14 protein-coding genes are annotated in these 14,778 nt (G+C 69.3%); 12 read left to right on the top strand and 2 right to left on the bottom strand.

All coding sequences use genetic code 11. The annotated features are described in order from the left end of the window. Positions 1–35: 35 nt before the first annotated feature. Positions 36–341 carry a ferredoxin gene (locus ABTX60_RS19260; RefSeq protein WP_053673880.1) on the bottom strand — a complete coding sequence of 102 codons (306 nt, stop codon included), beginning with the start codon at positions 339–341 and terminating at the stop codon, positions 36–38. A gap of 245 nt (positions 342–586) precedes the next feature. Between ABTX60_RS19260 and arc the strand changes: the two genes are divergently transcribed. The 6 genes from arc (at position 587) to prcA (ending at position 6,775) form a co-directional block, all read left to right on the top strand. Next, positions 587–2,353: a proteasome ATPase gene (gene arc / locus ABTX60_RS19255; RefSeq protein ID WP_352098215.1), complete on the top strand. Its 1,767-nt coding sequence runs from the start codon at positions 587–589 to the stop codon at positions 2,351–2,353. Between the two features lie 234 nt (positions 2,354–2,587). Further along, positions 2,588–4,099 carry a depupylase/deamidase Dop gene (dop, locus tag ABTX60_RS19250; RefSeq protein WP_352098214.1) on the top strand — a complete coding sequence of 504 codons (1,512 nt, stop codon included), beginning with the start codon at positions 2,588–2,590 and terminating at the stop codon, positions 4,097–4,099. Positions 4,100–4,277: 178 nt separating this feature from the next. Further along, positions 4,278–4,496, top strand: coding sequence for a ubiquitin-like protein Pup (locus tag ABTX60_RS19245; RefSeq protein ID WP_019757212.1), 219 nt, complete (start codon positions 4,278–4,280; stop codon positions 4,494–4,496). Positions 4,497–4,663: 167 nt separating this feature from the next. Next, on the top strand, positions 4,664–5,152 hold the full coding sequence (locus ABTX60_RS19240) for an endonuclease VII domain-containing protein (protein ID WP_502992352.1): 489 nt from the start codon (positions 4,664–4,666) through the stop codon (positions 5,150–5,152). Further along, entirely contained in the window at positions 5,104–5,949 is an 846-nt protein-coding gene (prcB, locus tag ABTX60_RS19235; RefSeq protein ID WP_352098212.1) for a proteasome subunit beta, read from the top strand. Before ABTX60_RS19240 ends, prcB begins: the two co-directional genes overlap by 49 nt. A gap of 67 nt (positions 5,950–6,016) precedes the next feature. Further along, positions 6,017–6,775, top strand: coding sequence for a proteasome subunit alpha (prcA, locus tag ABTX60_RS19230; RefSeq protein ID WP_352098211.1), 759 nt, complete (start codon positions 6,017–6,019; stop codon positions 6,773–6,775). A 396-nt stretch (positions 6,776–7,171) separates the two neighbouring features. Here the strand turns inward: prcA and ABTX60_RS19225 are convergent, their stop codons facing one another. Then, complete coding sequence (locus ABTX60_RS19225; protein ID WP_352098210.1) at positions 7,172–8,182, bottom strand: LacI family DNA-binding transcriptional regulator; 1,011 nt, start codon at positions 8,180–8,182, stop codon at positions 7,172–7,174. Between the two features lie 88 nt (positions 8,183–8,270). Between ABTX60_RS19225 and ABTX60_RS19220 the strand changes: the two genes are divergently transcribed. The 6 genes from ABTX60_RS19220 (at position 8,271) to ABTX60_RS19195 (ending at position 14,699) form a co-directional block, all read left to right on the top strand. Beyond that, a complete protein-coding gene (locus ABTX60_RS19220; protein WP_352098209.1) occupies positions 8,271–9,530 on the top strand; it encodes an MFS transporter in 1,260 nt (419 codons plus the stop codon). Between the two features lie 9 nt (positions 9,531–9,539). Continuing rightward, on the top strand, positions 9,540–10,901 hold the full coding sequence (gene pafA, locus ABTX60_RS19215; RefSeq protein WP_031106199.1) for a Pup--protein ligase: 1,362 nt from the start codon (positions 9,540–9,542) through the stop codon (positions 10,899–10,901). A 191-nt stretch (positions 10,902–11,092) separates the two neighbouring features. Then, positions 11,093–12,073: an FKBP-type peptidyl-prolyl cis-trans isomerase gene (locus ABTX60_RS19210; RefSeq protein WP_352098208.1), complete on the top strand. Its 981-nt coding sequence runs from the start codon at positions 11,093–11,095 to the stop codon at positions 12,071–12,073. 56 nt (positions 12,074–12,129) lie between these two features. After that, positions 12,130–12,501: an FKBP-type peptidyl-prolyl cis-trans isomerase gene (locus ABTX60_RS19205; protein WP_010045336.1), complete on the top strand. Its 372-nt coding sequence runs from the start codon at positions 12,130–12,132 to the stop codon at positions 12,499–12,501. 129 nt (positions 12,502–12,630) lie between these two features. Continuing rightward, positions 12,631–13,608 (top strand): helix-turn-helix transcriptional regulator, encoded by a 978-nt coding sequence (locus tag ABTX60_RS19200; RefSeq protein WP_352098207.1) that lies wholly within the window; start codon positions 12,631–12,633, stop codon positions 13,606–13,608. 17 nt (positions 13,609–13,625) lie between these two features. Next, positions 13,626–14,699, top strand: a complete 1,074-nt coding sequence (locus tag ABTX60_RS19195) for a helix-turn-helix transcriptional regulator (protein WP_352098206.1) — start codon at positions 13,626–13,628, stop codon at positions 14,697–14,699. The last annotated feature ends 79 nt before the right edge of the window (positions 14,700–14,778 follow it).

Genomic DNA, 14,778 nt, shown 5'->3' with positions numbered 1-14,778 from the left:
ATATCAGACAGTAGTCACGGAACGTAGATAACTGGTCACTCTGCGTCCGGGCCGTAGACTTCGGCCCTGTCCGAAACCCGACGTACGTGGATGCACTCGCCCGGACACTCCTTCGCGGAGTCGATCACGTCCGTGAGAAGGGGCAGCGGAACGGGCGTTGTCGCTCCCTTGTCCTGGAGCAACTCGTCGCCGGCACTCTTCACATAGGCCAGACCGTCGATGTCCAGCTCGAACACCTCCGGCGCGTACTGGGCGCAGATGCCGTCGCCGGTACACAGGTCCTGGTCGATCCAGACCTCCAGCTCCTCGCCTTCCGCCCCGGCCACCTGCTGCACGCTCATCTCTCCTGCCGTTTCTCCGCCGAGCCGTGTCGGGAATCCGGCCAGCTCCGGCGGGTGTTGAACAGTTCGACCCTACCTTCGCCTGGGTTCCAATCATGTTCGCTGGGTATTCCCCTGGCGTGAGGGAGAGCGCAAGGGTGAAGATCGGACACACCCCGACCGTCTTTGTGATCTAGGGGTTTCAATCGACACCCGCCCAGGTAGGGTCTGGAAGCGTCCAGCTCCCCTTGGAGGAGGTGAGGACCGTGGCAGCCCACGACGACGACATGAACCGCGGCATCCGCCCGGGACGCGGGTCCGACGACCCGGCCGGGCAGATTGCTTACCTTGAGCAGGAAATCGCCGTCCTGCGGCGCAAGCTCGCCGACTCTCCGCGACACACGAGGATTCTCGAAGAGCGGATCGTCGAGCTGCAGACCAACCTGGCCGGCGTGTCCGCGCAGAACGAGCGACTCGCCAACACGCTCCGTGAGGCACGTGACCAGATCGTGGCCCTCAAGGAGGAGGTCGACCGGCTCGCGCAGCCGCCGGCCGGCTTCGGGGTCTTCCTGACGGCGAACGAGGACGGCACCGCCGACATCTTCACCGGCGGCCGCAAGCTCAGGGTGAACGTCAGCCCCAGCGTCGAGCTCGAGGAGCTCCGGCGCGGCCAGGAAGTAATGCTCAACGAAGCGCTCAACGTGGTCGAGGCCATGGAGTTCGAGCGCGTCGGTGACATCGTCACCCTCAAGGAGATCCTCGAGGACGGCGAGCGGGCCCTGGTGCTCGGGCACACCGACGAGGAGCGGGTGGTGCGGCTCGCCGAGCCGCTGCTGGACGTCACCATCCGCCCCGGCGACGCCCTGCTCCTGGAGCCCCGCTCCGGATACGTATACGAGGTCGTCCCCAAGAGCGAGGTCGAGGAGCTCGTCCTCGAAGAGGTCCCCGACATCGGCTACGAGCAGATCGGCGGTCTCGGCGGCCAGATCGAGGCCATCCGCGACGCGGTCGAGCTGCCGTACCTCTACCCGGACCTGTTCAAGGAGCACGAGCTGCGCCCGCCCAAGGGCGTCCTGCTCTACGGGCCTCCCGGATGCGGTAAGACGCTCATCGCAAAAGCCGTCGCGAACTCGCTGGCCAAGAAGGTCGCCGAGGTCACCGGCCAGGCCCAGGGGAAGAGCTTCTTCCTCAACATCAAGGGTCCCGAGCTTCTGAACAAGTACGTCGGTGAGACGGAGCGGCAGATCCGCCTCGTCTTCCAGCGGGCCCGTGAGAAGGCCAGCGAGGGCACGCCCGTCATCGTCTTCTTCGACGAGATGGAGTCCCTCTTCCGCACCCGTGGCTCCGGTGTCAGCTCGGACGTGGAGAACACCATCGTCCCGCAGCTGCTCGCCGAGATCGACGGTGTGGAAGGCCTGCAGAACGTGGTCGTGATCGGCGCCTCCAACCGTGAGGACATGATCGACCCCGCCATCCTGCGGCCCGGCCGTCTGGACGTGAAGATCAAGATCGAGCGTCCCGACGCCGAGGCGGCGAAGGACATCTTCGGCAAGTACCTCACCGAGCGCCTCCCGCTGCACTCGGACGACCTCGGAGAGCACGGCGGCAGCAAGGCCACCACCGTCCAGAGCATGATCCAGACGGCTGTGGAACACATGTACACCGAGTCCGAGGAGAACCGCTTCCTGGAGGTCACCTACGCCAATGGTGACAAGGAAGTCCTCTACTTCAAGGACTTCAACTCCGGCGCCATGATCGAGAACATCGTGGGCCGTGCCAAGAAGATGGCGATCAAGGACTTCCTCGAGAAGAACCAGAAGGGTCTCCGCGTCTCCCACCTCCTCCAGGCCTGCGTGGACGAGTTCAAGGAGAACGAGGACCTGCCGAACACCACCAACCCGGACGACTGGGCCCGCATCTCCGGAAAGAAGGGCGAACGGATCGTGTACATCCGTACGCTCATCACCGGAAAGCAGGGCGCGGACACCGGACGCTCCATCGACACGGTGGCGAATACCGGTCAGTACCTGTAAAAGGCAGGGCGGCTGCGGGTGCCCTCGACGGGTACCCGCAGCCGACTGTTTTTCAGGCCACGCCTGGAGCAACGCAATGACGCAAATGATCTCCCCACCAGCGCAAAGGCGTTCTAGGCTCTTGCGTACCGCCGAGTCGCGCAGTGCGGGGACGGGCACCGCACACGCAACCGAGCGCCAGCGGTATCTGAGTGGCGCCCACGACCGAGGGTGCCGCCGGGCAAGGAGGGCCGCATGACCGTACGGCGAGTAATGGGCATCGAGACGGAGTACGGGATCTCCGTCCCCGGCCACCCCAACGCCAATGCCATGCTCACCTCGTCCCAGATCGTGAACGCCTACGCGGCTGCGATGCACCGGGCCCGCCGGGCTCGCTGGGACTTCGAGGAGGAGAACCCGCTGCGGGACGCGCGAGGTTTCGACCTCGCCCGCGAGGCCGCCGACTCCAGCCAGCTCACCGACGAGGACATCGGCCTGGCCAACGTGATCCTCACCAACGGTGCGCGGCTCTACGTCGACCACGCGCACCCCGAGTACAGCTCCCCGGAGGTGACCAACCCCCGGGACGCCGTCCTCTGGGACAAGGCCGGCGAGCGGATCATGGCCGAGGCCGCGGAACGGGCCGCGCAGCTGCCCGGTGCCCAGCCGATCCACCTGTACAAGAACAACACCGACAACAAGGGCGCGTCCTACGGCACGCACGAGAACTACCTGATGAAGCGGGAGACCCCCTTCTCGGACATCGTGCGGCACCTGACGCCGTTCTTCGTCTCCCGTCAGGTCTTCGCCGGAGCGGGCCGCGTCGGCATCGGCCAGGACGGGCACGAGCACGGCTTCCAGCTCAGCCAGAGGGCCGACTACTTCGAGGTCGAGGTCGGCCTCGAGACGACACTCAAGCGCCCGATCATCAACACCCGCGACGAGCCGCACGCGGACGCCGAGAAGTACCGGCGCCTGCACGTGATCATCGGCGACGCGAACCTTTCGGAGATCTCGACCTACCTCAAGCTGGGCACGACCTCGCTGGTGCTGTCGATGATCGAGGACGGTTTCATCGCCGTCGACCTGGCCGTCGACCAGCCCGTCCGCACGCTCCACCAGGTCTCGCACGACCCGTCGCTGAAACGCCTGGTCACGCTCCGCAGCGGCCGTACGCTCACGGCGGTCCAGCTGCAGATGGAGTACTACGAGCTGGCGCGCAAGTACGTGGAGGAGCGGTTCGGGGCCGACGCCGACGACCAGACCAAGGACGTCCTGTCGCGCTGGGAGGACACCCTCAGCCGTCTGGAGCACGACCCGATGAGTCTGGCCGGAGAGCTGGACTGGGTCGCCAAGCGGGAGCTGATGGAGGGCTACCGGCGCCGGGACAGCCTCGACTGGGACGCGGCGCGGCTGCACCTGGTCGACCTCCAGTACGCCGACGTACGGCCCGAGAAGGGCCTGTACAACCGTCTGGTGGCCCGCGGCCGCATGAAGCGGCTGCTGACCGACGCGGACGTGGAGCGGGCCCGTACGGTGCCGCCGGAGGACACCCGGGCGTACTTCCGCGGCCGCTGCCTGGAGCAGTACGCGGACGACGTCGCGGCGGCCTCCTGGGACTCGGTGATCTTCGATCTGCCGGGCCGGGACTCGCTGCAGCGCGTCCCAACCCTGGAACCGCTTCGCGGAACGCGTAATCACGTCAAGGAGCTCCTGGACCGCTGCCGCACCGCGGAAGACCTGGTCAGGGTCCTGTCGGGCGGGTGAACCCGATGAGCGGGTACTCGTCCGTAACCAGCCGGACAGGGTGGAAAGTCCCTGGTCCGGGAATCATCGAGGTGGTCCCCGTACGTTGGAGCAACTGCGGGGCCATTGTCAGACCCGGCGAGTAGGGTCTGATCTTGACCGAGCAACTGTGTCGGGCGAACCGAGCGGGGTGAGGGATATGGCGACCAAGGACACCGGCGGCGGACAGCAGAAGGCCACCCGGTCCACCGAGGAGGTCGAGGAGCAGGCGGCGGAGACGCAGGCTTCCGAGGACCTCAAGGAGCGTCAGGAGAAGCTGAGCGACGACGTGGACTCGGTTCTGGACGAGATCGACGACGTACTTGAGGAAAATGCCGAGGATTTCGTTCGGAGCTTCGTGCAAAAAGGTGGACAGTGAAGGTCGGTTGGGCGCTCTAGCCTTTGATTTGAAGGTGGCGGGGGGTGGGAGCGGTCAGCGAGCCGAACGCGAAGGAATGCAGGAAGTGTCGGCGAGATCTGCCCCTTGCTGCATTCGCTCGTGACAGGAATCGGCGTGACGGCCTCCAGGTGCACTGCCGGGAGTGCGTGGCGAAGTACAGCGCCGCGCACTACCGGCGTCGCCGCGAGGCCATGGGAAAGCCGGTCCGGGAGCGGGTGGAAGTTCCGGACGGACACAAGCTCTGCCGGACGTGTGGCGAGATCAAGCCGCACAGTGAATGGCACCGCAACGCGACCGCATCCGACGGGTTTTCAACCCGCTGCAAGGCCTGCCGGGCGGTGCAGGGCCGACAGGGGCACCTGAGGCGTCAGTACGGCATCACGGAAGCCGAACGCGACGGTCTGATCGCCTCCCAGGGAGGCGTGTGTTGTATATGTCTGTCGGCTGTGCCCGAGCATGTGGATCACTGCCACAAGACGGGTAGGGTCCGAGGCGTACTGTGCTTCAGCTGCAATGCCGCGCTGGGGCAGTTCAAAGATCGGCCCGATGCCATAAGGCGGGCTGCTGCTTACGTGGAAGGAATCGCGTGGAAGCCAACACTCGTAGCACCGGGCGTCTACCAGCTGCCTTCCTGACGCCAGGGTCTTCCTCCTTCATGGACTTCCTGTCCGAACACCAGCCGGAGATCCTGCCCGGCAACCGGCAACTGCCTCCCACCCAGGGCGTGATCGAGGCACCGCACGGCACGACGATCGTCGCCGTGACATTCCCCGGCGGTGTGGTCCTCGCCGGTGACCGGCGGGCCACCATGGGCAACGTCATCGCGCAGCGCGACATCGAGAAGGTCTTCCCGGCCGACGAGTACTCGGCGGTGGGCATCGCCGGCACGGCGGGCCTGGCCGTGGAGATGGTGAAGCTGTTCCAGCTGGAGCTGGAGCACTTCGAGAAGGTCGAGGGTGCGCAGCTGTCCCTGGAGGGCAAGGCGAACCGGCTGTCGACGATGATCCGCTCCAACCTCGGCATGGCCATGCAGGGCCTGGCCGTGGTGCCGCTGTTCGCCGGGTACGACGTGGACCGCGGCAGGGGCCGCATCTTCTCCTACGACGTCACCGGCGGCCGCTCGGAGGAGCACAACTACGCGGCCACCGGTTCCGGGTCGATCTTCGCGCGCGGCGCGATGAAGAAGCTCTTCCGGGACGACCTCAGCGAGGCCGAGGCCACGACGCTCGTGGTCCAGGCGCTCTACGACGCGGCAGACGACGACTCGGCGACCGGCGGTCCCGATGTCGCCCGCCGGATCTATCCCATCGTCACCGTGATCACCGACGACGGTTTCCGCCGGCTCACCGAGAACGAGGCGTCCGAGATCGCGCGCTCGGTCCTGGAGCGGCGGCTGGAGCAGCCGGACGGGCCGCGGGCCTCGCTGCTGTAGCGGCGATCGTCTTCGTGAAGGTGGTCCAGTGAACCGACGGAATCTTCAAGAGAGGGACGGATAACCGGTGTCGACGCCGTTCTATGTCTCACCCCAGCAGGCCATGGCCGACCGGGCGGAGTACGCCCGCAAGGGCATCGCCCGTGGTCGCAGCCTGGTCGTGCTGCAGTTCGCCGACGGCATCGTGTTCGTCGGCGAGAACCCGTCCCGTGCGCTGCACAAGTTCAGCGAGATCTACGACCGGATCGGCTTCGCGGCCGCCGGCAAGTACAACGAGTACGAGAACCTGCGGATCGGCGGCGTGCGCTACGCCGACCTGCGCGGCTACACCTACGACCGGGACGACGTGACGGCCCGGGGCCTGGCGAACGTCTACGCGCAGACGCTGGGCACGATCTTCTCCAGCGCCGCGGAGAAGCCCTACGAGGTGGAGCTGGTCGTCGCCGAGGTCGGGGAGACCCCCGAGGGCGACCAGATCTACCGGCTGCCGCACGACGGCTCCATCGTGGACGAGCACGGCTCGGTCGCGGTGGGTGGCAACGCCGAGCAGATCAGCAGCTATCTGGACCAGCGCCACCGGGAGGGCATGACCCTCGCGGAAGCGCTGAAGCTGGCGGTCCAGGCGCTGTCCCGCGACACCAACGGCAGCGAGCGGGAGATCCCCGCGGAGCGGCTGGAGGTCGCGGTGCTGGACCGCACACGCCCCCAGAAGCGCAAGTTCAGGCGGATCAGCGGGCGGCAGTTGTCGCGGCTGCTCGGTGCGGATGCCGACGGCGGTGCGGATGCCGCCGGGGGCGAGGAGGACTCGCCGGAGGACGCCGAGTAGTTCTGACGTGGTGTGGCGCGCCCCGGGCCGGGCATTCACGGCCGGGGCGCGTCGCCGTGTGCGGGTGCGTGGCCGGTTCGCCCTGCGCCGGGTGTGGGTCGGGGCCGCGCCGGGGGGTGTCCGTTCTCGGAACGTCGCGATGGGCTTGCACACCGACTGACTCTTCGTTGACGCGACAACCGCTGCGGGCGGACACCCCCCGACACGGCCCCTTGCGTCCGACGGCGGGTGCGGGCTCGTCGCGGGCTCGCCTAGCTGCGGGCAATCGTGCCGCTAAGGGCGGCACGGGTGGGCGTGGGGGTCCCCCCTGCTCGAGCGAAGCCGAGAGCTTGGGGGAGGCACCCCGCTACGCCGGGCTGCGGTCCCACCCGGCCCCAGCCCCAACGCCCGGCACGGCTAGCGAGGGGGTGCCGTAGAGCCCCGTACGGCCAGCTGCACCGGGATGTCCCCGGCCTCGGGCGCACGGTCCTCCAGAACGGCCAGCAGGGCCCGCATGCCCCGCTCCCCGAACAGCTCCGCGTCCAGGCGGACCGTCGTCAGCTCCGGGTCCATGGCCGTGGCGAGGGCCAGGTCGTCGATGCCTGTGACCGACAGGTCGTCGGGGATGCGCAGCCCCAAGCGGCGGGCCGCCTTGTACGTGCCGGCCGCGAGCTGGTCGTCGTCGCAGATCACGGCGGTGGGGCGATCGCCGGGGGCGGAGAGGGCGGCCTGGGCGGCCGACACCGCTCCCTCGATGGAGATCGGCGAGCGAGCCGTGCGCGTCGACGTGCCCGGTACCGCCGACAGCCGCGCCGCCAGCTCCCGGGCGCGTACCTCGAAGGTCCAGGAGGGGACGTCCGCCGCCAGGTGGAGGAAGTGGCGGTGGCCCAGGGCCAGCAGGTGCTCCGCGGCCTGCCGTACGCCGTCGGCGATGTCCAGGTTCACCGTCGCCGCCCCGAGGCTGCCCCGCGGGTCGCTGTCCAGCATCACCAGCGGCAGCGCCTCGCCACGGATCGCGGTCAGCGCGTCCGCGGCCATGGACGAGGCGATCACGCCGTCCAGCGCGGCCTGCGCTGAGGCGAAGGGGTCGCGGGCGGGGCCGATGCCCTCGGGCGAGGGGTAGAGGACCACGCCGAAGCCGTGCTGGGCGGCGACGCGGGCGGCGCCCGTGTAGACGCCGGCGAAGAACTCCGTGGTGAGGGCCGGGACGACCAGGAGGACCGTGCGGGTGTGGCCCAGGCGCAGATTGCGGGCGGCCAGGTTCGGGCGGTAGCCCAGGTCGCGGGCGGCCTCCCGGACGCGCTCCGCCGTGGTCTGGGAGACCCGGCCGCGCCACTTGTCGCCGAGGACCAGGGACACGGCCGCCTGGGAGACGCCGGCGGCCTGGGCGACGTCCCGGCTCGTGGGGCGTGTGCTGCCTCGTACCACCGTCGGCCTGCTCCTTCGTCTGGACCCGCGAACAGCGGCCATGGTACGTATGGACTCCGACGTTATACGTAAAACCTAGGGGCGGGACATGGCCACGGGATACCTGGAGATCCTTCGGGCGCGACACGCCGCCCGGCTGCTCGTCGGCACGCTGGTGGGCAGGCTGCCCAACGCCACGGCCGCCATCGCGATCCTGCTGTTCGTCCGGGCGGAGGGCGGTACGTACAGCCTGGCGGGGGCGCTGGCGGCCGTCTACGGCGTCGCCAACGCCGTCGGGCAGCCCGTGCTGGGCCGGATCGTGGACCTGCGGGGGCAGCCGCGTGTGCAGCTGCCGGCCGCTGTCCTGTCCGGGCTCTCGATGGCCCTCTTCGCCTTCTCCGGTATCGGGTCGCTGCCGCTCGCGTACGCCGCCGTGGCCGGCGCAGGGCTCTTCACACCGCCTCTGGAGGGCGGGCTGCGGGCGCTGTGGTCCTCCGTGCTGCGCAGGGAGGACCAGGTGCACACGGCGTACGCCATGGACGCCGTGGCTCAGGAGGTGATGTTCACCGTCGGGCCGCTGCTCGTGACGCTGTGCGTGTCCCTGTGGTCCACCCAGGCCGCGTTGCTCGTGATCAACGCCGTCGGCGTGCTCGGGGCGCTGTCCGTGGTGGTCTCGGAGCCCTCGCGCGCCTGGCGGTCCGCGCCGCGCGAGGCGCACTGGCTCGGCGCGCTGCGCTCGCCCGGGCTGCTCGCGCTGCTGGCGGCCTTCCTGTTCATCGGCATGGCCCTCGGATCCATCACCGTCGCCTCCGTGCCCTACGCGGACGAGCACGGCGGGGACGCCGTGTACGGCTGGCTGATGGCGGCCCTGGGCTTCGGCGCGCTGGTCGGCGGCACCGTGTACGGCGCCCGGCAGTGGGCCGGTGAGCCCGCGCGGCGACTGCGGGTGCTGGTGGCGCTTCTGGTGGTGTGTTACCTGCCGCTGATGCTGATGCCGGACGCGGTTCCCATGGTCGCGCTGACGGCGCTCGCCGGCGTCTTCCTCGCGCCCGCCATCGCCTGTGCGTTCGTCCTCGTCGACCGGCACGCCCCGCGCGGCACCGTCACCGAGGCGTTCTCCTGGCTGGTGACGACGTTCACCGTGGGCCACTCGGCCGGAACGGGTGTCGCGGGACCCGTCGTCGAGGCGGGCGGTGCCCTGTGGGGCTTCGCCGTGCCGGCCGCCGCGGGCGGCGTGTCCCTGCTGGTTTTGACCGCCACAGGACGGGTAGTCGCAGCTCCCGGCCGGGGAGCGGTTGTTGCGACCGGTTCGGAAAATGATCCGAACCGTGCCGTCGAACCCCGTTTCAGTTCAGGGGATCGGGCGTAATGTTCCCTCATGGACCGCCGCATTTTCGGGCTGGAGAACGAGTACGGCGTCACGTGCACGTTCAGGGGACAGCGCCGCCTGTCTCCTGACGAGGTGGCGCGGTACCTCTTCCGCCGTGTCGTGTCATGGGGCCGAAGCAGCAACGTCTTTCTGCGAAACGGCGCCCGCCTCTATCTCGACGTGGGATCGCATCCGGAATACGCGACACCGGAATGCGACAACGTGACCGAACTGGTCACCCACGACAAAGCGGGCGAGCGCATTCTCGAAGGACTCCTGGTGGACGCCGAACGACGCCTGCACGAGGAGGGAATCGCGGGCGACGTCTACCTCTTCAAGAACAACACCGACTCGGCGGGCAACTCCTACGGCTGCCACGAGAACTATCTGGTGGCGCGGCACGGGGAGTTCTCCCGACTCGCGGACATTCTCATTCCGTTCCTGGTCACCCGCCAGCTGCTGTGCGGTGCGGGCAAGGTGCTGCAGACACCGCGCGGCGCCGTGTACTGCGTCAGCCAGCGCGCCGAGCACATCTGGGAGGGCGTCTCCTCGGCGACGACCCGTTCCCGGCCCATCATCAACACGCGTGACGAGCCGCACGCGGACGCCGAGCGCTACCGTCGCCTGCACGTCATCGTGGGCGACTCCAACATGTCCGAGACGACCATGCTGCTCAAGGTCGGTGCCACCGATCTGGTGCTGCGCATGATCGAGGCGGGCACGGTGATGCGGGACCTCACCCTGGAGAACCCGATCCGGGCGATCCGCGAGGTCAGCCACGACATCACCGGCCGCCGCAAGGTGCGCCTGGCCAGCGGGCGCGAGGCCTCCGCCCTGGAGGTGCAGCGCGAGTACTACGAGAAGGCCCTGGACTTCTGCGAGCGCCGGGGCATCCGCACCGGCACCGTCGAGCAGGTCCTGGAGCTGTGGGGCCGCACCCTGGACGCGATCGAGGCCGAGGACCTCGACCGCATCGGCACCGAGATCGACTGGGTCATGAAGTACAAGCTCATCGAGCGGTACCGCGCCAAGCACAACATGACCATGTCGCACCCGAGGGTCGCGCAGATAGACCTCGCCTACCACGACATCCACCGCCGTCGTGGCCTGTACTACCTGCTCGAGAAGAAGGGCCAGGCGGCCCGTATCTGCAACGACCTGAAGATCTTCGAGGGCAAGTCCGTCCCGCCGCAGACCACGCGCGCCCGGCTGCGCGGGGACTTCATCAGGCGGGCCCAGGAACAGCGCCGGGACTTCACGGTCGACTGGGTCCACCTGAAGCTCAACGACCAGGCCCAGCGAACCGTGCTGTGCAAGGACCCGTTCCGTTCCGTGGACGACCGGGTGGAAAAGCTGATCGCCGGAATGTGAGCCGGATACGGCCCGTCCGGGAAGCCGGTGCCCGAAGGTTTTCCTGCCTTCGGGCACCGGCGTTTTTCCGCCTGCTCGGCCCGTGCGGGAGCGGCCGGGGCGGCATCGTGTCGCGCGGTGTGGGGAGTGTGGAGCGGCTACGCCGTAGAGTGGCGGACATTGGCCCCCCACCTCCGATCCCAGTTGGACTGATGAACTACAACACGAAACGACTCGTGGCCGCGCTGCTGGCCGTTCCCGCCCTGTTGTTCACCGCCGCGTGCGGATCGGACGACGGGAACAACGGCGATGCGGCGGGAGGCGTCGCCGAGGTCAAGGGGAAAGTCGGCGCGAAGCCCGAGATCTCCGTGCCCAAGGACGGCAAGCCGTCCGACAAGACCGTGGTCAAGACGCTCTCGGCGGGCACCGGAACCCCGATCAAGGGCTCGGACTTCGTCCGCCTGGACTGGACCGTCGAGAAGTGGGGCGGTGACCAGGAGCTCGGCGGCACCTGGGCCGCGGGATCGACGGGTGACAAGGCGCCCCGGCGGCAGTCCATCGAGCAGATCGGCAAGCCGAGCCAGCAGCTTCCCGAGAAGGTCCTCGACGCGGTGAAGGGCAAGAAGCCCGGCAGCCGTGTCCTGGTGCAGGGCACCGCGGGTGATCTGATCGGACAGAGCCTGAACACGTCCTCCGGTATCTCCGCGAAGGACGTGCTGATCTGGGTGGTCGACCCGGTCGGTGCCGCGAGCGTCGACGTCAAGGCCGAGGCCAAGGGGGAGCAGGCGCCCTCGGAGCCGGGCATGCCCGAGGTGAAGTCGCCGTCGCAGAAGGCCGCGGTCATCACCGTTCCCAAGGGCGAGAAGGCTCCCAAGGACCTCAAGGAACAGGTGCTGATCAAGGGCGACGGCAAGAAGGTCGAGGCCGGCCAGGGCCTCATCGCCCAGTACACCGGGGTCAAGTGGGAGGACGGCAAGAAGTTCGACTCCTCCTGGGACCACGGCGGGGCCACCGCCTTCCAGATCGGCAACGGCTCCGTGGTGGCAGGCTGGGACAAGGGCCTCGTCGGCAAGCACGTGGGCGACCGGGTGCTGCTGGTGATCCCGCCCTCGCTGGGCTACGGCGCGAGCCCTCAGAGCGAGCTGGCCAAGAACACACTGGTCTTCACGGTGGACATCCTCGGCACGGTCTGACCCGGCCGGTCTGTGAGACTGTCCCCGACGCAGGTCACGTAACAAGGAGAGATGAAGTGAGCATCGACAAGCCCGAGATCGACTTCCCGGGCGGCGAGCCCCCGGCGGACCTCGAGATCAAGGACATCTGGGAGGGCGACGGCCCGGTCGCGCAGGCCGGCCAGACCGTCACCGTGCACTACGTGGGTGTCTCCTTCAGCACGGGCGAGGAGTTCGACGCCAGCTGGAACCGCGGCACCCCGTTCCGCTTCCCGCTGGGCGGCGGCCGGGTCATCAAGGGCTGGGACCAGGGCGTGCAGGGCATGAAGGTCGGCGGCCGCCGCCAGCTGACCATCCCCGCGCACCTCGCCTACGGCAATCAGAGCCCGTCTCCTCTGATCAAGCCCGGTGAGACGCTGATCTTCGTGGTCGACCTGCTCGGAGTCTGAGCAAGCTCCGGACAGACTCGATCACGTGGGGCCCATGCCTGCTCGGGCATGGGCCCTCGGCTTTTGCCGTGCCACCGTGTGGCGGTACGGTCATCGCTCGTAAGCACCATAGGGAGGCGAAGCGCGTCGATGGCCATTGCCAAGGCAGAGCGGCTGATGAATCTGGCGCTGTGTCTGCTCGGGACGCGGCGCCCGCTCAGCAAGCGTGAGCTGCGTGACTCCATCGAGGCCTACGTCGAGGCCTTCGGGCCGGGCAACGGCACGACCGGCTCCGATGATTCGTTCAACCGCATGTTCGAGCGCGACAAGGACGACCTGCGCGAACTGGGGCTGGTCATCGAGACCGTCGAGAGCCTCGAGGGCGAGATCGGCTACATGGCCCGCCGTGACAGCAACCGCCTCCCGCCCATCACCCTGGACGCCGAGGAGGCCGCCGCCCTCGGGCTGGCCGCCAAGGTGTGGCAGCAGGCCCGGCTCGCCGGAGCGGCCAGCGGCGCCCTGCAGAAGCTGCGCGCGGCCGGGCTCCCCGAGGACGTCGACCCCTACGGGTCGCACGGCGCCCTGGAGCCGCGCATCCCGGTGCACGAGGCCGCGTTCGAGCCGCTGATGCTGGCCTGCCGGGACCGCAGGCCCGTCGCCTTCGACTACCGCAAGGCCACCGCCGCCCGCCCCGAGCAGCGGCACGTGGAGCCGTGGGCGCTGGAGTGCTGGCGGGGCCACTGGTACCTGGCGGGCTGGGACCGCGACCGGGGCGCCGAGCGGGTCTTCCGGCTGTCCCGGATCACCGGCAAGGTCCGCTCGCGCGCGGGCCGTTACACCGCCGAGGTGCCGGACGTCGTCACCGTCCGGGAGACCGTCGCGAGCTGGGCCGGGGAGGTCGCCGACCGTTCGGCGCGGATCCGGCTGCGCGCGGGGGCGGGGTACCCCCTTCGGGCGAAGGCCACCTCCGTCCGGGAACTCGGCGACGGCTGGGACGAGTTGGAGATTCCGTACGGTCACGGGCTGGACGCCTGGCTGGTGGAGTTCGGGCCGGACGTGGTCGTCCTGGAGCCCGCCGAGCTGCGTGCCGACGTGGTGGACCGGCTGCGGGCCGTGGCCAAGGGCTGAGGGGGAGCGGAAAGACAGTGGCAGGCAAACCGGTCAGGCCCGTCAACGCCATCGACCAGACCCGGCGGATGCTCTCGCTGGTGACGTATCTGAAGGAGCGCCCCGGAGCCCGGGTCGAGGACGTCGCGCGTGCCTTCGGCATCAGCGAGGACGAGCTGGTCTCCGACCTGGACGTGCTGCCCATGTGCGGCACCAGCTTCCGCGGCGGCGACCTGCTCGACATCGACACCGACGGCGAGCGCATCTGGTGGCACAACCCGGCGGCGCTCGCGGCGGAGGCCGCCGAGCCGCTCAGACTCGCCGCCGACGAGGCCACCGCCCTGCTCGTCGCCGCCCGGGCGGTGTCCACACTGCCCGGACTGCGCGAGAGCGACCGGCAGGCGCTGCTGCGGGCGACGGCCAAGGTGGAGACCGCGGCCGGCGAGGCGGCGGGCGCCAGCTCGCGCCTGTCGGTGACCTTCGAGTCCGAGGGCGGCGTCTTCGCGGACGTCGACCGTGCGATCGCCGAGCGCCGCCGGCTGTGGATCCGCTACTACTCGCCCGCGCGCGACGAGGTGACCGAGCGGGAGATCGATCCCATCCGCCTGGTCAGCGTCGGGCACACCTATGTCGAGGCCTGGTGCCGCCGCTCCGAGGCGCGCCGCACCTTCCGGCTCGACCGGGTCGCCGAGATCAAGATCCTCGACGAGCCGTCCGCGCCGCCCGAGATCGAGCTGCGCGACCTCTCGGAGGCGCTGGTGCAGCCGGCGGCCGAGGACCCGGAGGTCGTGATCGAGGTCGGGCCCGGCGGCCGCTGGGTCGCGGAGTACTACCCGCACGACAGTGCGGATGAGCTCCCGGACGGTGGGCTGCGTATCACTCTGCGGACACCCGAACCCGCGTCGCTCCGGCGCCTGGCACTGCGGCTCGGGCGGGACGGCCGGATCGTCTCGCCGCCGGAGCTCGCCGGCAGCGCCCGGCAGGCGGCCCGGGAGGCGCTGGCGGCGTACGACGGGATCGAGGCGGCGCGGACAGCCGGCGTCGCGAAGGACGAGCGCGGACCGCACGCGGTGCGGACGGTTCCGGACGGGCCGGGCGACGGACCGGAGTGAGTCACGGACGCCCTCCGGGGTCCACGGCCGGACCGCGACACCGGTCGTGCACCCCGGAGGCGTACGACGCCAGGAAGAG

The sequence above is a fragment of the Streptomyces sp. NPDC126510 genome (genome assembly GCF_040302345.1).
Classification (GTDB): Bacteria; Actinomycetota; Actinomycetes; order Streptomycetales; family Streptomycetaceae; genus Streptomyces.
The sequence above is the reverse complement of the archived record's forward strand: the minus strand, read 5'-3'. Positions and strand labels throughout refer to the sequence as shown.

Coding starts and splice junctions, on each gene's coding strand:
- ABTX60_RS19260 (WP_053673880.1), bottom strand. CDS start 341: ATGAGCGTGCAGCAGGTGGCCGGGGCGGAAGGCGAGGAGCTGGAGGTC.
- dop (WP_352098214.1), top strand. CDS start 2,588: ATGACCGTACGGCGAGTAATGGGCATCGAGACGGAGTACGGGATCTCC.
- ABTX60_RS19245 (WP_019757212.1), top strand. CDS start 4,278: ATGGCGACCAAGGACACCGGCGGCGGACAGCAGAAGGCCACCCGGTCC.
- ABTX60_RS19220 (WP_352098209.1), top strand. CDS start 8,271: ATGGCCACGGGATACCTGGAGATCCTTCGGGCGCGACACGCCGCCCGG.
- pafA (WP_031106199.1), top strand. CDS start 9,540: ATGGACCGCCGCATTTTCGGGCTGGAGAACGAGTACGGCGTCACGTGC.
- ABTX60_RS19210 (WP_352098208.1), top strand. CDS start 11,093: ATGAACTACAACACGAAACGACTCGTGGCCGCGCTGCTGGCCGTTCCC.
- ABTX60_RS19200 (WP_352098207.1), top strand. CDS start 12,631: ATGGCCATTGCCAAGGCAGAGCGGCTGATGAATCTGGCGCTGTGTCTG.